The following is a 17,694-nucleotide window of genomic DNA, read 5'->3' as shown; positions in this document are numbered from 1 at the left end:
TGTCTAATTTGTAATCCTTGCAGCCAAGGGTGTCTAGCTGAGCTAAGGCAGGTATTTGTTGTAGTCGGGCCGCTATAATATTGATAAAGAGCGCCTGTATGTTTAATTTCAAGATTTTTAATAAAGTCTCTACGGAAGTGTTGACGATAAAAAATGACCTTCAGCTTAATTCTGAAATTCAACTTATAACAAAATATAAGACCTCTACTTCTGAAGATTATAAAAAAGCAATTATTTTGATCTTTAAAGAACGTGGTTATTCAGCTTTAGAGATTGGTCAACTATTGGAAAATTAAAGTAAAAGATTTATTCTGATCAGATAGGCACCCTTATTTAAAGGTGCCTATTCATTTTAGAAATTCTTAAATTTCAATCTGACTACCTAGCTCTACCACCCGGTTAGAAGGGATTTTATAAAAATCACTGACAGGGCTGGTATTTTTTTGCATTGCGACAAATAACTTTTCACGCCATGTAGACATCTTGCTGGACAGACTTGGAATTAATCTTTCTCTAGAAACAAAGAAGCTGATATTCATTAAGTCATACTCAAGATCCAGTACTGAAAAAGCTTGTTTCAATGAATGAGGCACATTAGGCTCTTCTTTAAATCCATAATGGATCGTTATTCTGAAAAAACCATTCTCTAGTACTTCAGTAACGATTCGCTTAGCTTCATCAACATACGGGATTTCAGAAGTCTTGATTGTCACCAAAAAATTACGTTCATGCAGAACTTTATTATGCTTTAGATTATGTAAAAGCGCATGGGGTACGACTTGAGGCGTTCCAGTTAAAAATACGGCATTTCCACTCACTTTCTGACCTGTCTGTTCAAGGTGCTCAAGAAACACATTCAGTGGAAGCGTGTCCTTCTGCAGTTTGTCCTGAAGAATCTCTCTGCCTTTTTTCCAGGTCATCATGAGGGTAAAAACAATAACCGCAATAACGACTGGTACCCAGCCTCCAATCAGGACTTTTAATAGGTTTGAACTCAGCAAAACCAGATCAATAAAGGCGAATGGAATAATGAACAGTAAGACTTTCCATGTTTTCCATTTCCAGTAACTATAAGCCAGAAAAGCTACTAACAGTGTGTCACAGAACATGGTCACAGTGACGGCCAGACCATAAGCACCTGCCAACTTGCTGCTACTTTCAAATATTAAGATCAAGATGGTGATAGAGATAAACAGGAGCCAGTTCAGTAATGGAATATAAATTTGTCCAATTTCCGAAGCGGAGGTATGTAAAACTGTAAGCCTAGGTAGATATCCCAACTGTATTGCCTGTTTAGCCATAGAGAATACCCCACTGATTAAAGCCTGTGAGGCAATCACTGCAGCTGCAGTAGCCAGAATAATCATAGGATATAGAAGGGCTGAAGGCAGAAGCAGGTAAAAAGGATTGGTGATAGCCGAAGGATCTCTTAACAGTAATGCTCCTTGTCCAGCATAATTCAGCATCAGACATGGCAGTACAATTAAAAACCAGCCTAACTTGATCGGTAAAATACCAAAATGTCCCATATCCGCATATAAGGCTTCACCACCTGTTACTGTTAAAACCACAGCTCCCATTACAAAAAATGAAATAAGAGGATTGTTAATAACGAATAAAAAAGCCCAGTGTGGGCTGAATAATGCAAGAACAAATGGACTTTGAATAATACTCATAATGCCAATGGCACCAATAGATAGGAACCATAACAGGGTAATAGGACCAAAAAACTTCCCCATCATTGCAGTCCCATGTTTTTGAACGGCAAAGAGAGCTATAAGAATTCCAATACTGATTGGAATAATGAAGCGATCAAATGACGGGGCAGCAACAGAAAGTCCCTCAACTGCAGATAAAACAGAAATAGCAGGGGTGATGATACCGTCACCGAAGAATAAGGATGCTCCAATGAAACCTAAGATAATGATTGCCAGTCTTTTTCCACGGGACAATCCTTTTTGCCTAAGGTTTAAGGCGAGTAATGCCATGATACCCCCTTCACCATTGTTATCAGCTCTCATGATCACCAAAACATATTTAAGCGAAACAATTAAGGTAATGGTCCAAAAGATTAAAGAGAGAATTCCCAGGATATTAAGTTCATTAATAGGTAGCCCGCGTGTCGCATGAAAGCTTTCTTTTAATGCATATAATGGACTCGTTCCTATATCGCCGAATACTACTCCTAGTGCAGCCAGTGTTAATGCTGGTACTGCCGGCTTACTCACATTATTTTGCATATATTTGATTTACAAAATTGGGGAGCCTCGAATTTTATCATCTGGCTTCTTATGAAATTGCCTTGTACATAAAAACCCATACTTTCTTAGAGTGTTATAGTTTTTCTAGCTAAGCCTGCACTATATAGGTGCTATTTCACTTATAAGTAATCCAAAAATATATGATTCTTTAATAGATAATTTTAAGTTTTTTCTAAAATTAACATAATACACCTTATACGAATCTAAAAATGGGAGCCTATAGCTCCCATTTTTATTGTTAAACGTTGAATCCTATATGTTTTCCTGTTGGAAGCTCTACATCAATACGGAGCTTCCCACCCATTGCCTCAACATACTTTTTCATGGTTGAAATCTTAAGATCATTGCCACGATTTTCTATTGCTGAAAGCGATGGCTGTTTTATTCCCAAAGTTTCAGCAAGCTCTTTTTGAGAAATTTCGAGTTCTTCACGAATAAGATGAAGCTGATTTTCTAGCAGTAATTCATCTGCCATTTTTTGAATACGGGCTTGGCTCTCTGGAGAGCGGCTAGCTAACAATTCTTGCAGAGTCTTAGCCATTAGATTTATCTCCTAGGGTAGTGAGATGAAGTTGGTATTGTTCATCTGCAATATCCAGCATGTCTTTATAAAAACGCTTTTTACCGCCTTTATCAGCAATACATAGAACAATAGCCTGTCGTAAGGGATCAAATGCGAAGAAAGCTCTTAAGGGTCTACCGCGATGTTGAACACGCAGTTCTTTCATATTGGTAAATTTAGACTCATACACAGTATCTACTAAAGGACGGCCTAAACTCGGTCCCTGCTACTGTAGAACAACCAGGGCAGCTAGGACCTTCTCTTGTGTAGGTTCATCTTGCTGTTCAAGCCACTGATTAAATAGATCTGTCGTAATGACTGTCCACATACCACAACCAAAATATAGATTATAGTCTATATTTTAGGAGCATTATGTTTATTTTGCAAATGAGAAAGGATAGGAAATAAAAAACCCCGGCATCCTGCCGGGGTTTTTCGTATTGGTTCGCTCGGTATAACTCCTGTCGTACCTTACAGTCCTTGTGCTTATCTCTTGTTATTCTTGTATGGAACTTCCTGTTCCCGATGAGTTCATCATAGGAAAATTCCACTGTCCCAGGTAGCCGCAAAGGGCCGAGATTGATGTACGCCAGAGCGTACAAAATAGCCTAAATTTTATCCACAGCAATTGGGGATAGTTTCGGACATTGAGGCATTGATAAAATTTGAAAAATCTCAAAATTGACTATTTTTTAAACAATTTTATTGGCAAGAAGTATCAAAACTGCTCATAAAAAAGCCGACTTGTTTCAAAGTCGGCTTTTTATGGATTTTAGGGTTTGGTGTAAATTTTTAAGATATTGATTTTTATATTAATATACAAGTGTACTTCGTATAACCGCCATTATGTTAAATGGGGAGTGATTTAGTGGAATATTCTTTAATTTTTTATATGAAAGAAGATACCTTGAATCGTGTCAAAAGAAGCATAGATTTTTTATCCATACCTCTAGTGTTCATTCTTTATAGTAAAATTTTAATCGTTAAACCCACTAAAGCAGAACCGATGATGACTCTGAGCACACTTTGATTAAATTTAAATAATGCGACTACAGCTAAAATTGCAATAATGGCAGAGATATAATCAAAATTCCCTTCAAAACCCTGTGGCCAAAGCACGTGGTAACATAAAAAGAGTGCCAAATTTAAAATTACGCCCACCACGGCAGCGGTAATGGCGGTTAAAGGGGCAGTAAATTTAATTTGATTGTGTGTGGACTCTATAACAGGTGCTCCGGCTAAGATAAAGAAAAATGAGAAAATAAAAGTAAACCACGTGACGATGATTGCACCTAATGCACCTGCAATAAATTGATGTTCAGCACCCAACAGCGAATGGTTATAAGCTGCTAAGAAGCCGACAAAAGCCACCACCATGATCAATGGGCCGGGAGTACTTTCACCTAGGGCTAAACCATCGATCATTTGAGTTGGGGTGAGCCAGTGATAAAAACCGACAGCGCCTTGATAAACGTAAGGCAGAACAGCATAAGCACCACCAAATGTCAGAAGTGCAGCTTTAGTAAAGAACCAAGCCAGTTGAGTATAAGAATGACTCCATCCCAAAACTGCTGTTAAAGAGATGAGTGGAATTGCCCATAAAAGTGCTGAAATTACAGTTATTTTGATCAGATGAGACCATTTAAAAACAGCATGTTCAGGTGTAGGGGTATCATCATCAATAATTGCACGTCCATAGGATTTTTGACTGGACTGATGTGCATTTAGCTTAAATAAATCAGGATACTTTTTACCGACCAAATAACCCGATATCGCTGCACATAAAACGATTAAAGGGAAAGGAATATTAAAAATAAATATTGCAAGAAAAGCGATAACTGCAATCGCCCATAGAAATTTATTCTTTAATGAACGACTGCCAATACGATACGTGGCATGAAATACAATTGCGGCAACTGCGGGCTTAATGCCATAAAACAAACCGGCAATGATCGGGACGTCGCCATATTTCACATAGACCCAAGACAGCCCAATGAGGATAAAAAGAGAAGGTAGAACAAATAAAACCCCTGCAACGATGCCACCTTTGGTTTTATGCATTAACCAGCCAATATAAGTTGCAAGTTGTTGAGCTTCGGGGCCGGGTAAGAGCATGCAATAATTCAATGCGTGCATAAAACGCTGTTCTGAAATCCATTTTTTTTCTTCAACTAACTCTTGGTGCATAACAGCGATTTGCCCGGCAGGGCCACCAAAGCTAATGAATCCCAGTTTTAACCAAAATTTGAATGCTTGCCAAAAGCTGATAGATTCAATTTCTGTTTCATCTATTAAAGATGGCTTATTATTCATGTTAAATTCCTTTGAAAGTCTGCATATAAGCCATCAAAAATATGGTTTGAAAGATGGAGTAATTGATCATCATCTGTGATCGTGCTTCTTAAGCCTTGCAAGATTTTTTCAATGCCTAAGGCTTCGGCAGGCTCATTTCCCCCAACATCTAAAAAATGAACAATTTCAGCGATTTTATTTAAAGCAGGGTTTTGTAATTCAAAGCTATGCATTAACACTTCAAAAGTGACTAGATGATTGATATGGGTAAATTGGGCATCATCAAAATCAAAACCTAAGGTATCTTTGGGGCAATCATTGGGATGCTCTAACCAAATAAATTTTGCCTGAGGGTCTACAAATTTCTGAATGATCCATGCCGATGCCAAACGGTCAACCCAAGGACGCTTTCTGGTTGCCCAGATTTTATTTTGAAAATCTTGCTTGCATAGGACTTTTAATTGCTGTTCAAAATTATTGGGTTCATCGTATTCACCTAACCGGGCAATAACTTGTTCTAATCGGGTGAGTTCATTCAGTGTTTTGCTTTGATGAGTATTTGGGAAAAAATCTATTTCTATCAGTGAATTGAGGTTTTTTCTTAATTTTCGAATCTGTTTGAGATGTTCTTTTTTCTTATTTTCCTCAAGCGTATTTTGTATTTGTGAAATTTCAGTTCTCAGTTCTTCATATTCTCCAGTTCTGTCGAAAAGTTGAGCAAGGTCTAAATGTGCAGGAGGTTCAGTCTGAAAGATATAGGCATGCCCATGTTCATTAAGATGATCATGAACAACAGACTCGAATTTTTCAGAATGTGCTTCGGGTAAGAGGTAAACACCATCTCTTAAAGTTGCTGCACCATTTGACTTTAATGAACGCCAAATTCGCATTCTTGCGGTTGTGCTTTGACTGGGAAGTGATGAGATCAGTAATGATATTTTCATGTTATAAAATCAACAAATTTTGTTTATCTTATAACAATTTTAAAGGATTAAAAATAGTTTTCCTTTAATAAGAATATATGTAAAAGTCATAAAAGATTTTTCTATCCTTTAATAGTAAATTCAACAGATGCTTATAACTTAGCAGTTTGTAAAATAGAACTTTATAAATCTATTCATCTAGGAAATGCACATGGTCTGGCTTATTGCTAAGTACGCTCTAACTGCTGGAATGGTCATACTTATTTCAGAAGTTGCTAAACGTAGTGACCGTCTAGGCGGATTGATTGCAGCCTTGCCTATCGTAACGATACTTGTGCTGATATGGATGAAACTTGAGAATCAAGACCCGCAGAAAATTTCAAATCATGCTTGGTATACCTTTTGGTATGTAGTACCGACATTACCTATGTTTTTAGCATTCCCAATACTTTATCAGCGTTATGGATTTTGGCTATCTCTAGCCATTTGCTACGTAATGACCATTCTTCTTTTTCTTGCATGGGCAGCTATATTGCACCATTTCGGTATTGATTTGCTGTAAATGAACTAGGGGCATGAATGTTAGTTTTTCTAAAATTAACATAATACACCTTATACGAAATACTTGATATTTATCATTAAATTTCAGTATATTAGATCAAGCCGTTGTGGGGCATAGGGTACCAGAGCGGCTTTTTATTGATTATTTATGTTCCACGCTTAAAATTCGAACAATGTTTCATGATTTTTATAAGTTAAACTAAATTTAGTTGCCAATCCCAATAAGCTATTCACTAACTTGTAAATATCGGTATACCGCCTGACGACTAATCCCAAAAGCTTTTCCTAATGCCATTTTTGATGGATACTTCCTTTCCCTCCATGCTTGTCGTAAAGCTTCAGCTTGGTCAGGCTTTAGTTTATGCACCCGACCTTTGTACTTCCCCTGAGCAGAGGCGAGTTTTATTCCTTCCTTTTGCCGCTCTAAAATGATCTCACGTTCGAACTGTGCAAAAGCACCCATCAATTGCAGCATCAAATTATCCATCGGGGTGGATTCGGCCGTAAAAGTAATATTTTCTTTTACAAACTGGATTGCAATCCCTCGTTTGACCAGTTTATCTACTTCAGTGACCAAATCTTTCAGGCTTCGCGCAAAACGATCCATGGAATGTACAATCACCCTGTCCCCTTCCCGGACATAGTTCAACATTTCCTGAAATTTAGGTCGGTCAGTATTTTTACCTGAAGCACGGTCAACAAAAATCCGGTCGACTTCAATTCCCTCAAGTTGACGTCCAGTGTTTTGCTCGACAGAACTTACCCGGATATACCCTACTTTTTGGCCTTTCAATTTTTCACGCCCCAATTGGATAAAAATGAACAATTTCGTAAATTATAAATCTTTAATACTAAAGTTACATGTTATTTATGATTAAAAATCATTTAAATGATACATAATTTCATGAACTTTCAGATTGTAACTTTAGGGTACACTCTAAATCTACATATTTAAATAACGAGTTTTTTCTCACTCATAAGAATTTGTAAGAATATATATACATTTATTGACATTAAGTAATTTAAATAAAATCAATATACGTATTTGCATATATGTGGAAATACGTATATAAATATATCTGAGTTTCTAATAGCAGAGTCAGTCAAAATGTTCTCGACCATAAAGATTTATCACAATCCTGAGTGTGGTACATCAAGGAATACCTTAGCTTTAATTCAAAATGCAGGAATTGAACCAATCGTTATTGAATATCTAATTACCCCACCTTCGAAAGCAGAATTAATTGAACTTATTCGTAGTGCTGGTTTAAGTGTTAGAGAAGCAATTCGTAAAAATGTACCTCCATATTCTGATTTAGAAATTGTTCGGGAAGATTGGTCTGATGAACAGCTTTTAAATTTTATGCTTCAACATCCTATTTTGATTAACCGCCCATTCGTTGTTACGGATTTAGGTACACGTTTGTGTCGTCCTTCTGAAGTTGTTTTGGATATTCTCCCGTTTCCTCAGAAAGGCGCATTTAGCAAAGAAGATGGTGAAAAAATTATTGATGAAAATGGCCTAAGAATTAAATAGCACTTTCTCATCTCTTGAATGGAAAGAATGTGAAGGAGACTTATATGGATCAAGTTAATTTTTTTAAATGCTTATCAGATGAAACACGTCTCAATATAGTGACATTAATTGTTGAAAATAAAGAACTATGTGTATGTGATTTGACTGAAAAACTACAACTCAGTCAACCTAAAATTTCAAGACATTTAGCCCTTTTACGTGCTTCAGGGCTACTTCAAGATCGCAGACAAGGCCAATGGGTTTACTACAGTATCAATCCAAAATTGGCCAACTGGTGTTATGAAATTTTAGATATTTTGAAGACGGTTCAATCTCAATCAAAGCTGGATGATCAACACCCCCTTTCTGTAAATAGTTATTGTGAGTAATTCAATGAAATTTTTATTTTTATGTACTGGAAATAGCTGCCGTAGCATTTTGTCTGAAGTTTTGTTTAATAGCCGAGCACCAGAAGGTTGGAAAGCCTATAGTGCTGGGAGTAAGCCTTCAGGTCAAGTTCACCCGCTAACTTTAGAAACCCTTGAAAACTTAGGATTATCTACCGAAGGTTTATGGAGTAAAACGATTAATGATTGTGAACAATATCAACCTGATGTTGTGATCACAGTATGTGATTCTGCTGCTCAAGAAGCATGTCCACTTTATTTGGGTGGAGCAATCAAGGCACATTGGGGCTTGGCTGATCCTTCACACTTAGACGTGAATAAAGAAGAAAAAATAAAAGCCTTTATGAGCACTGTTGAACATATCAATCGTCGCTTAGATGCTTTATTTAAACTTAATGTAGATAAACTATCTCGCTCAGAATTGATTGCAGCAATTAATCAAATTTCGAACGTTGAGTAAGTGAAATGTCTGAAAAACGCTTATCTTTTTTAGATCGCAACCTGACGCTATGGATTTTTATTGCCATGGCCTTAGGCATTGCCATCGGAAACTTCTTTCCTCAGGCTTCTGTCGCACTCGATAAATTAAGCATTGATTCAGTGAATATTCCAATCGCGATTGGTCTTATTCTAATGATGTATCCACCACTGGCAAAAGTGAACTATGCGACTTTGCCACAAGTGTTTAAGGATAAGAAAACCCTTACTTTATCCTTAGTACAAAACTGGCTGATCGCGCCAGTACTCATGTTTGCCCTGGCAATCATATTTTTACATAGTTATCCAGAATATATGACCGGTGTCATCCTGATCGGTCTTGCTCGATGTATTGCCATGGTTCTGGTGTGGAATGGCTTGGCGTGTGGTGATAATCAATATGTTGCAGCATTAGTTGCCTTTAACAGCATCTTCCAGATTCTATTTTTCAGTACCTATGCCTGGTTATTCCTGACCTTCCTTCCACCCTATTTTGGTGTCGCTTCGCAGGTCATTAATGTCGATTTCTGGACCATCACCCATGCTGTTCTGGTTTATCTTGGTATTCCGTTCTTATTAGGTTTCTTAACGCGATGGATTTTGGTGAAACAGAAAGGCGTGGAATGGTATGAAACCAAGTTCATTCCGAAAATCAGTCCGCTGAGTTTAATGGCTTTGCTGTTCACCATTCTGGCCATGTTTAGCCTAAAAGGCGGTGATGTCGTGAGTCTTCCGCTTGAAGTTTTACGCATCGCGATTCCTTTAACCATTTACTTCGTTTTAATGTTCTTCATCAGCTTCTTTATGAGTAAATGGATGGGCAATGACTATCCTAAGACCACAGCAATTGCATTTACCGCAGCGGGGAATAATTTTGAATTATCACTTGCAGTAGCGATTGCAACTTTTGGTATCGCTTCGCCTGTTGCTTTTACCACGATTATTGGCCCACTGGTCGAAGTTCCTGTGTTGATTGCCTTGGTGAGTGTTTCACTCTGGCTGAGAAAGAAAGTTTTTAAAGAGGCCTAACTCTATGAATCTCCCAAATGTAGATCTAAATCTTCTTGAGCAACCCACCTTTGAAAAAGTTCAAGCCAAAGAACTTGCTCATCCTCCGCGAATTTTGCTGCTGTATGGCTCTAATCGAGAACGTTCTTACAGTCGCCTTGCAGTTCTTGAAGCCGGTCGAATCCTTGAGCATTTTGGGGCGGAAATAAAAATCTTTCATCCTAAAGGGCTTCCTTTACCAGAAGATGCGGATACTGAGCATCCCAAAGTAAAAGAACTGCATGAGCTTTTAGCATGGTCAGAAGGCATGGTCTGGTGTTCACCTGAACGCCATGGTTCTATGAGTTCAATCTTTAAATCTCAAATCGACTGGATTCCACTGGCAGGAGGGGCAATCCGTGCAACCCAAGGTAAAACTCTTGCCTTGATGCAAGTCAGTGGCGGATCACAGTCATTTAACAGCCTGAACCAGATGCGTATTTTGGGGCGGTGGATGCGGATGATCACCATTCCAAATCAGTCTTCAGTTCCAAAAGCTTTTTTGGAGTTTGAAGAAGATGGGCGAATGAAACCTTCGGCTTTCTATGACCGGATTGTGGATGTGATGGAAGAGTTATTTAAGTTCACCCTACTGACTCGTGGACAAAGCAAATACCTGACAGATCGTTATTCAGAACGTAAGGAATCAGCTGAAGAATTATCTAAACGTGTCAATCAGCGCAGTTTGTAAACTGCTAGGTGATCTTAAATGCAAAAGAGACATTCTAAATTAATCATTCTTGGCTCAGGTCCTGCGGGTTACAGCGCTGCGGTATATGCAGCACGGGCTAATCTTAAACCCACTTTAGTTGCAGGCTTACAACTCGGTGGTCAATTAACCACGACCACTGAAGTCGATAACTGGCCGGGTGATCCAGAAGGTTTAACAGGCCCCGCACTCATGGAACGTATGCAAGCGCATACGGAACGTTTTGGCACCGAAATCGTCTATGACCATATCAGTGAAGTGGATTTAAGCGTTCGTCCATTCGTGCTGAAAGGCGATATGGAAGAATTCACCTGTGATGCCCTGATTATTGCCACAGGTGCAACGGCACAATACTTAGGTCTTGAGTCTGAAGCTAAATTCATGGGGCAAGGTGTAAGTGCCTGTGCAACTTGTGACGGTTTCTTCTATAAGAACCAGAAGGTGATGGTTGTAGGCGGTGGTAACACTGCGGTTGAAGAGGCGCTTTACCTGTCTAATATTACAGCTCACGTGACTTTAGTGCATCGCCGAGCTTCATTGCGTTCTGAAAAAATTCTACAAGACCATCTTTTTGCAAAACAGAAAGAAGGCAAAATTAGCATTCTTTGGAACAATCAAGTGGATGAAGTGTTAGGCGATAACACCGGAGTAACTGGAGTGCGTTTAAAATCCACTGTAGATGGATCAAAGCAAGATATTGAGGTACAGGGTTTATTCGTGGCAATTGGTCACAAACCAAATACTGAGATGTTTTCAGCGCAACTTGAGTTACGTGATGGCTATATTCAGATCCAAAGCGGAACAGCGGGGAATGCCACTGCTACTTCAGTGCCAGGTGTATTCGCTGCCGGTGATGTGGCTGATTCAGTTTATCGCCAAGCGATTACTTCAGCAGGCTCTGGTTGTATGGCTGCATTAGATGCTGAAAAATATCTTGATAGTTTAAGTTGATTTTGATGTTGTCATAAAAATATAGTGAATATTGTAAAAGCCCAGTCTTCAGGATTGGGTTTTTATATTAAAGAAAAAATAAAAGGGGAAAAGGCTTTGAATCAGAAACAGACGGAAACTGATGTCATCATTATCGGTGGTGGACAGGCAGCTTTATCTACAGCTTATTTTTTAAAGCGAAAAAAAATACCATTTATTATTTTAGATGATCAAAATCAAGCAGGTGGAGCCTGGTTACATGCTTGGAATTCTTTGCGTCTGTTTTCACCGAATAGCTGGAGTTCCTTACCTGGTTGGGTTATGCCGAATACAGAACAAACGTATCCGACCAAGAAAGAAGTTATTGAATACTTGCAGCAATATGAGCAGCGTTATCAATTTCCGATTATTCGTCCTGTATATGTTGATCACGTCAAAAGCGAAGGAGAAGTATTGAGTGTGCATGCAGGTGAACAGATATGGAGAGCCAAGGCTGTAATCAGTGCAACGGGCACCTGGAGTCATCCTTATATCCCATCTTACCCTGGCCAAGAAAATTTCAAAGGTCTGCAATTACACTCCGCCCATTATCAAAATGCAGAACTTTTTAAAGATAAGCACGTAATGATAGTCGGTGGTGGAAATTCTGGAGCACAAATTTTGGCTGAAGTTTCCCAAGTGGCAGACACTCTTTGGATCACGCCAACACCTCCTCAATTTTTAGCAGATGTTGTTGATGGCCGTGTACTGTTTTTACGTGCGACAGAGCGTTTAAAGGCACAATTAGAAGGCCGTACAATAGATCAGCCTGTTGGCGGTCTGGGTGATATTGTCATGATTGATTCAGTCAAAGATGCACGTGCACGAGGAGTTTTACATAGTGAGCGCCCATTTTCGGCTTTTACAGAAAATGGCGTGATTTGGGAAGATGGATCTTTTCAACAGGTTAATGCAGTGATTTGGTGTACTGGATTTAAAGCGACTTTAAGCCATTTAAAGCCACTTGGAATAGTAGAGGAAAATAATACGATACTTGTTGAAGGAACACGAGCAGTCAAACAATCCAACCTATGGTTAGTAGGATATGGTGAGTGGACCGGACCTGGTTCAGCGACACTGGTGGGTGTTTCAAGGACTGCGAGAGCCACAGTGGATGAAATTGCAGCTTATTTAGATAATATTTATAATTACATCCAATGTTAAATTGCTTGCCGTAAACTAAGTGCTTTTACAACTTTGATAACAGTATCGAAACTAAGTTTAACCCTCACCGGAAAGAGCTTTGTAAAGACTTTCTCGACCTAGGCTTATCGGGCTATTTAGTGAAGTTGAAAGCTCCAAGTGCAAGTCTACAGTCTTACCTGTAAGAGAAATAATGTAACTTTAGAGTATGCCTCAATCTGACGGCTGCGAACCGCCAGGGACAGGCGCAATGTCAGATTCTGTCGCGGCCTTGGCGCGTGCCTGGAAGCGTTCATAGCAATCCAGCCCGCAGAAATGTTCGACGTATTCCGCGCCTTCCGGGGTGAAGGCGGCATCGAGCGGAATTTCTTTGCAGCATACGCAGCAGGTGGTGCAACTGGCAGTGTTCGGGGCGTTTGCGTTCATGGTGGTACTCCTCCAGATTGGTAGCGAAGCTCAAAGCTGCCCACTCTCGGCTGGCTGGGAAGCGGTCATGATCTTCCCTTGAAGGCCCGCAGCAGCCGCGTCACAGACAGGACAAACAAGCCGGTCAGCGTGAGGGCTGCAATACCCCAGTGCTCCCCGATGAACGCGCCGGCCGTCGTGCCGGCTAGCACAATGGCGAGAATCGGCAAATGGCAGGGACAGGTGAGCACGGCCAGCGCGCCCCACAAGTAGCCGGTGATCGGTTTGTGCGTCTCAGACGGCAAGTGCTCTGGGCTGTTCATGGCAGACTCTCCGCGTGCTGTGCCGGTTCGGTTGGCATGGCGGCCAGTTGCATTTCGAGGCTGGCCAGGGCCTCGCGCCGACGCTCGACGAGTTGCCGCAACACGGCAAGCTGCGCAGACGCACCGTCACCGTCCGCAGCATCCAGCGCCCGGCACAGCCGCGCCAGTGCGTCCAGGCCGATACCCGCTTCGAAGGCAGCCCGTACAAAGCGCAGCCGTTGCAACGCGGTGTCATCGAACAAGCCGTAGCCGCCCGTGGTGCACGCGACCGGCCGTAGCAATCCGCGCAGCAGGTAGTCGCGCACGATATGCACGCTCACCCCGGCATCAAGGGCCAGCCGGGACACTGTGTAGGCGCTCATTGAACACCTCCTTTTCCTCATCCGGCGCAGCACGAAAGCTGCTTCACGTCCTTGCTGAAGGTCTGCGCCGCGAGCTTCAGCCCTTCGACCATGGTCAGGTAGGGGAACAATTGGTCGGCCAGTTCCTGCACGGTCATACGGTTGCGAATGGCGAGCACCGCCGTCTGGATCAGTTCACCCGCTTCCGGGGCCACCGCTTGCACGCCGATGAGCCGTCCGCTACCTTCCTCGATGACCAGCTTGATGAAGCCGCGTGTGTCGAAGTTGGCAAGCGCACGCGGCACGTTGTCCAAGGTCAAGGTGCGACTGTCGGTCTCGATCCCGTCGTGATGTGCTTCCGCCTCGCTGTAGCCCACGGTGGCGACCTGCGGGTCGGTGAACACCACGGCCGGCATTGCGGTCAGGTCCAGGGCCGCATCGCCGCCAGTCATGTTGATCGCAGCACGGGTGCCGGCCGCTGCCGCCACATAGACGAACTGAGGCTGGTCGGTGCAGTCGCCAGCCGCATAAATGTGTGGCGTACTGGTGCGCATGCCCTTGTCGATGACGATGGCCCCCTGCGCATTGGCAGCGACTCCCGCCGCTTCCAATGCCAGGCTGCGCGTGTTCGGTGCCCTGCCAGTGGCGACCAGCAGCTGGTCGGCGCGTATTTCACCGTACCCGGTGGTCAGCACGAATTCGCCGTCCACATGCGCGACCTGGCTGGCTTGCGTGTGTTCCAATACCTTGATCCCTTCGGCACGGAACGCGGCTGTAACGGCCTCGCCGATGGCCGGGTCGTCGCGGAAGAACAGCGTGTTGCGAGCTAGGATCGTGACCTGGCTGCCCAGCCGGGCGAAGGCTTGCGCCAGTTCCAGCGCGACCACCGACGAGCCGATCACGGCTAGGCGTTCGGGAAGGGTGTCGCTGACCAGGGCCTCGGTCGAAGTCCAGTAGGGTGACTCTTTCAGGCCCGGAATCGGCGGCACGGCCGGGCTGGCACCCGTGGCGACTAAGCAGCGGTCGAAAGCTACCACGCGCTCGCCACCATCGTTTAAACGGACGACCAGGCTCTGCTCATCCTTGAAACGCGCCTCACCATGTACAACGGTGATGGCCGGGTTGCCGTCCAGAATGCCTTCGTACTTGGCATGGCGCAGTTCTTCGACGCGCGCCTGCTGCTGGGCCAGTAGTTTGCTGCGGTCAATCGCAGGCACAGTCGCCGCGATACCGCCGTCGAACGGACTTTCCCGACGTAAATGGGCGATGTGGGCGGCGCGAATCATGATCTTGGACGGCACGCAGCCGACGTTGACGCAGGTGCCGCCGATGGTGCCGCGCTCGATCAGCGAGACGTGCGCGCCTTGCTCGACGGCCTTCAGTGCTGCCGCCATTGCCGCGCCACCGCTACCAATGACGACGACCTGCAACGGGCGTTCGTTGCCACTGGGCTTATCAGCGGCCCCTATCCAGCCGCGCATCTTGTCGAGCAGGCCGGCGCGGTTGTCCGTCGGTGGCGCATCGGCAAGCGTTGCCTCGTAGCCCAGTCCGGCCACGGCGGTAGTCAGCGCATCCGATGACGTGCCCGCCTCAATGGCGAGTTGCGCTGTGCCCTTCGGATAGGACACCAGCGCCGATTGCACGCCGGGCACTTTCTCCAAGGCTTCCTTGACGTGAGCCGCGCACGAGTCGCAGGTCATCCCGGTGATTTTCAGGGTGGTCATGTATTTTTCCTTTTCTGTGGTGGCTACGGCTGTTGCCGTCAGCCACGTTGTTCTGGCAATTCACAGCTGTCCGGCCCGCAGCGGCGATGTGCTGGCGAGATGAAATCCCAGACCGACACCCCAACCATCAAGGCCAGGCCGACATAGAGCAGTCCACCGCTCTGCCAGCCGTAAGCCCGCATTAAAAACACCGCTGCCAGCACCAAGATCGGGCCTATCGTGCCGAGCGCCGTGCGTCGCCACTGTCGATGATTGAGCCAAGCGATAGCATTGGCGAGTAACGCGATGCCGGCGAACATCGGCAGCAGGATGCCAATGAATAGCCCCTCGTACTGGCTCAAGAAGCCCAGTCCGATGGCCGCGCCAAAGCTGGCGATGGCAGGAAAACAGGCGGCGCAGCCCATCGCGGAAACGACGCTGCCGAGCGCGCCGGTTTTGCCAGCGATGCGCGTGATGAGTCCCATGTGTCGCTCCCGAGTTCGGTTAACGGATCAGCGTTTGAGGCTGGACGGATAGCCCGCGTCCTCGGTCGCCTTGGTCAACTTCTGGACGTTGGTCTTGGCATCGTCGAAGGTGACGACGGCCTGGCGCTTGTCGAAACTTACGTCGGTCTTGCTCACGCCCTCAACCTTGGAAAGCGCGTGCTTGACAGTGATCGGGCAAGAGGCGCAGGTCATGCCAGGCACGGACAGCGTGACGGTCTGAGTGGCGGCGAACACGGGGGCAACGAAAGCGGCGAGAGCGAGGGAGGCAAACAGCTTTTTCATGATGAACTCCTGATTAGTAGAAAAATGGCATGACGTAGGGAAAACCAAGCGCGACCAAGACCAACACGGCGACGAACCAGAAAATGAGCTTGTAGGTGGTGCGCACTTGCGGAATCGCGCACACCTCGCCCGGCTTGCAGGCTGCGGTCGGTCGGACGATGCGCCGCCAGGCAAAGAACAGTGCAACCAGCGCCGCGCCGATGAAGATCGGCCGATACGGCTCCAATACCGTCAGGTTGCCGATCCATGCCCCGCTGAACCCCAAGGCGATCAAAACCAGCGGCCCTAGGCAGCAGGCCGACGCAAGAATGGCGGCCAGCCCACCGGCGAAGAGCGCGCCGCGCCCGTTTTGTGGTTCAGACATACGCTTGTCCTTTCAAATTTGGTTTGGATAGCTTAAGCTTACTTCCGTAGTTATGTACGGAGTCAAGCGATATGCAAATTAATTTTGAGAATCTGACCATTGGCGTTTTTGCCAAGGCGGCCGGGGTCAATGTGGAGACCATCCGGTTCTACCAGCGCAAGGGCCTGCTGCCGGAGCCAGACAAGCCCTATGGCAGCATTCGCCGCTATGGCGAGGCGGATGTAACACGAGTGCGGTTCGTGAAATTGGCCCAGCGGCTGGGCTTTAGCCTGGACGAAATCGCCGAGCTACTGCGGCTGGAGGATGGCACCCATTGCGAGGAAGCCAGCGGCCTGGCCGAGCACAAGCTCAAGGATGTGCGCGAGAAGATGGCCGACTTGGCACGCATGGAGGCCGTGCTGTCTGAACTGGTGTGCGCCTGCCATGCGCGGAAAGGGAACGTTTCCTGCCCGCTGATTGCGTCACTGCAAGACGGAACGAAGCTCGCTGCATCGGCGCGGGGGAGTCACGGGGTGACTACGCCTTAGCGTGCTTTATTTTCCGAATTCTGAGACGACCCCATCTATACCAATATGTAGTTTACGCCATTGGCGACGATATTCAGCTCCATGTTTCTTGCGTTTCCATTCGCCCTCACCTAGAAACTTCATGCCTGTAGAGTCTACGAGTAGATGCAGCCCATCGCTACTTTTTTGGTAGCTGATTGCAATATCAATATGCTGTTTTCGTCTACAAATTGTAGTGTAGTCTGGCGCTATCCAATTTAATCCGCAAAGTTTAATCAGACTTTGCACAAAGCCAGTAACCATACGTAAAGACAGACGGAATAAGGATTTAATCATTAAGCAGCATTGGATGGCTGCGTCGGAGTAGGTTTGATTTCGCCCTTGTTTGCCTTTTGAT

General features: G+C 44.5%; 22 protein-coding genes and 2 pseudogenes. 10 read left to right on the top strand and 14 right to left on the bottom strand.

The annotated features are described in order from the left end of the window. Positions 1-98 precede the first annotated feature (98 nt). Complete coding sequence (locus tag F995_RS00120) at positions 99-296, top strand: hypothetical protein (protein WP_004282105.1); 198 nt, start codon at positions 99-101, stop codon at positions 294-296. 66 nt (positions 297-362) lie between these two features. Here F995_RS00120 and F995_RS00115 read toward each other — a convergent pair whose 3' ends face one another. The 5 genes and pseudogenes from F995_RS00115 to F995_RS00095 form a co-directional block, all read right to left on the bottom strand. Next, a complete protein-coding gene (locus tag F995_RS00115) occupies positions 363-2,240 on the bottom strand; it encodes a potassium transporter Kup (protein ID WP_004282101.1) in 1,878 nt (625 codons plus the stop codon). A 259-nt stretch (positions 2,241-2,499) separates the two neighbouring features. Then, positions 2,500-2,802, bottom strand: coding sequence for a helix-turn-helix domain-containing protein (locus tag F995_RS00110; RefSeq protein ID WP_001140620.1), 303 nt, complete (start codon positions 2,800-2,802; stop codon positions 2,500-2,502). Further along, a pseudogene (locus F995_RS00105) lies at positions 2,795-3,151 on the bottom strand (type II toxin-antitoxin system RelE/ParE family toxin). Before F995_RS00105 ends, F995_RS00110 begins: the two are co-directional and overlap by 8 nt. A 635-nt stretch (positions 3,152-3,786) precedes the next feature. Further along, positions 3,787-5,136 (bottom strand): chromate efflux transporter, encoded by a 1,350-nt coding sequence (gene chrA / locus F995_RS00100; RefSeq protein WP_004644748.1) that lies wholly within the window; start codon positions 5,134-5,136, stop codon positions 3,787-3,789. After that, positions 5,133-6,059: a chromate resistance protein ChrB domain-containing protein gene (locus tag F995_RS00095; RefSeq protein WP_026055779.1), complete on the bottom strand. Its 927-nt coding sequence runs from the start codon at positions 6,057-6,059 to the stop codon at positions 5,133-5,135. Before F995_RS00095 ends, chrA begins: the two co-directional genes overlap by 4 nt. 190 nt (positions 6,060-6,249) lie before the next feature. On the opposite strand from F995_RS00095, the gene F995_RS00090 reads away from it, so the two are divergent. After that, complete coding sequence (locus F995_RS00090) at positions 6,250-6,600, top strand: DUF3147 family protein (RefSeq protein WP_004644745.1); 351 nt, start codon at positions 6,250-6,252, stop codon at positions 6,598-6,600. A 225-nt stretch (positions 6,601-6,825) separates the two neighbouring features. Here the strand turns inward: F995_RS00090 and F995_RS00085 are convergent, their stop codons facing one another. Further along, a complete protein-coding gene (locus F995_RS00085) occupies positions 6,826-7,392 on the bottom strand; it encodes a recombinase family protein (RefSeq protein ID WP_016807019.1) in 567 nt (188 codons plus the stop codon). 315 nt (positions 7,393-7,707) lie between these two features. Between F995_RS00085 and arsC the strand changes: the two genes are divergently transcribed. From arsC to F995_RS00050, 7 genes are all read left to right on the top strand, one after another. Further along, positions 7,708-8,136: an arsenate reductase (glutaredoxin) gene (arsC, locus tag F995_RS00080; RefSeq protein WP_004644743.1), complete on the top strand. Its 429-nt coding sequence runs from the start codon at positions 7,708-7,710 to the stop codon at positions 8,134-8,136. A 44-nt stretch (positions 8,137-8,180) separates the two neighbouring features. Continuing rightward, positions 8,181-8,504: a metalloregulator ArsR/SmtB family transcription factor gene (locus F995_RS00075; protein WP_004644742.1), complete on the top strand. Its 324-nt coding sequence runs from the start codon at positions 8,181-8,183 to the stop codon at positions 8,502-8,504. A 4-nt stretch (positions 8,505-8,508) separates the two neighbouring features. After that, positions 8,509-8,982 (top strand): arsenate reductase ArsC, encoded by a 474-nt coding sequence (locus F995_RS00070; protein WP_004644741.1) that lies wholly within the window; start codon positions 8,509-8,511, stop codon positions 8,980-8,982. Between the two features lie 5 nt (positions 8,983-8,987). Further along, positions 8,988-10,028, top strand: coding sequence for an ACR3 family arsenite efflux transporter (gene arsB, locus F995_RS00065; protein ID WP_004644740.1), 1,041 nt, complete (start codon positions 8,988-8,990; stop codon positions 10,026-10,028). Between the two features lie 4 nt (positions 10,029-10,032). Next, positions 10,033-10,737 (top strand): arsenical resistance protein ArsH, encoded by a 705-nt coding sequence (arsH, locus tag F995_RS00060; RefSeq protein WP_004644739.1) that lies wholly within the window; start codon positions 10,033-10,035, stop codon positions 10,735-10,737. An 18-nt stretch (positions 10,738-10,755) separates the two neighbouring features. Next, on the top strand, positions 10,756-11,706 hold the full coding sequence (gene trxB, locus F995_RS00055) for a thioredoxin-disulfide reductase (protein WP_004644738.1): 951 nt from the start codon (positions 10,756-10,758) through the stop codon (positions 11,704-11,706). Between the two features lie 96 nt (positions 11,707-11,802). Then, positions 11,803-12,888, top strand: a complete 1,086-nt coding sequence (locus tag F995_RS00050) for an ArsO family NAD(P)H-dependent flavin-containing monooxygenase (RefSeq protein ID WP_171057026.1) — start codon at positions 11,803-11,805, stop codon at positions 12,886-12,888. A 192-nt stretch (positions 12,889-13,080) separates the two neighbouring features. Here F995_RS00050 and F995_RS00045 read toward each other — a convergent pair whose 3' ends face one another. From F995_RS00045 to merT, 7 genes are all read right to left on the bottom strand, one after another. Continuing rightward, complete coding sequence (locus F995_RS00045) at positions 13,081-13,293, bottom strand: DUF3330 domain-containing protein (RefSeq protein ID WP_000993245.1); 213 nt, start codon at positions 13,291-13,293, stop codon at positions 13,081-13,083. Between the two features lie 65 nt (positions 13,294-13,358). Further along, complete coding sequence (gene merE / locus F995_RS00040; RefSeq protein ID WP_001087807.1) at positions 13,359-13,595, bottom strand: broad-spectrum mercury transporter MerE; 237 nt, start codon at positions 13,593-13,595, stop codon at positions 13,359-13,361. Next, entirely contained in the window at positions 13,592-13,957 is a 366-nt protein-coding gene (merD, locus tag F995_RS00035) for a mercury resistance co-regulator MerD (RefSeq protein WP_001277463.1), read from the bottom strand. The genes merE and merD overlap by 4 nt, the downstream gene beginning before the upstream one ends. 17 nt (positions 13,958-13,974) lie before the next feature. Beyond that, positions 13,975-15,660 (bottom strand): mercury(II) reductase, encoded by a 1,686-nt coding sequence (gene merA / locus F995_RS00030; RefSeq protein ID WP_004644736.1) that lies wholly within the window; start codon positions 15,658-15,660, stop codon positions 13,975-13,977. Positions 15,661-15,698: 38 nt separating this feature from the next. Beyond that, complete coding sequence (merC, locus tag F995_RS00025; protein WP_000522996.1) at positions 15,699-16,124, bottom strand: organomercurial transporter MerC; 426 nt, start codon at positions 16,122-16,124, stop codon at positions 15,699-15,701. Positions 16,125-16,151: 27 nt separating this feature from the next. Next, positions 16,152-16,427 (bottom strand): mercury resistance system periplasmic binding protein MerP, encoded by a 276-nt coding sequence (gene merP / locus F995_RS16185; RefSeq protein ID WP_004178136.1) that lies wholly within the window; start codon positions 16,425-16,427, stop codon positions 16,152-16,154. 13 nt (positions 16,428-16,440) lie between these two features. Further along, positions 16,441-16,791 carry a mercuric ion transporter MerT gene (gene merT, locus F995_RS00015; protein ID WP_001294659.1) on the bottom strand — a complete coding sequence of 117 codons (351 nt, stop codon included), beginning with the start codon at positions 16,789-16,791 and terminating at the stop codon, positions 16,441-16,443. Between the two features lie 71 nt (positions 16,792-16,862). Here merT and merR point away from each other — a divergent pair, with 71 nt between their 5' ends. Further along, a complete protein-coding gene (gene merR, locus F995_RS00010; RefSeq protein ID WP_004644734.1) occupies positions 16,863-17,318 on the top strand; it encodes an Hg(II)-responsive transcriptional regulator in 456 nt (151 codons plus the stop codon). 33 nt (positions 17,319-17,351) lie between these two features. Here merR and F995_RS00005 read toward each other — a convergent pair. Then, a pseudogene (locus tag F995_RS00005) lies at positions 17,352-17,694 on the bottom strand (IS5 family transposase); the annotation flags it as partial.

It is taken from the genome of Acinetobacter sp. CIP A162 (assembly GCF_000367905.1).
GTDB classification, from domain to species: Bacteria; Pseudomonadota; Gammaproteobacteria; order Pseudomonadales; family Moraxellaceae; genus Acinetobacter; species Acinetobacter lwoffii.
Note: the sequence above shows the minus strand (reverse complement) of the source record. Positions and strands in the feature narration are given on the sequence as shown.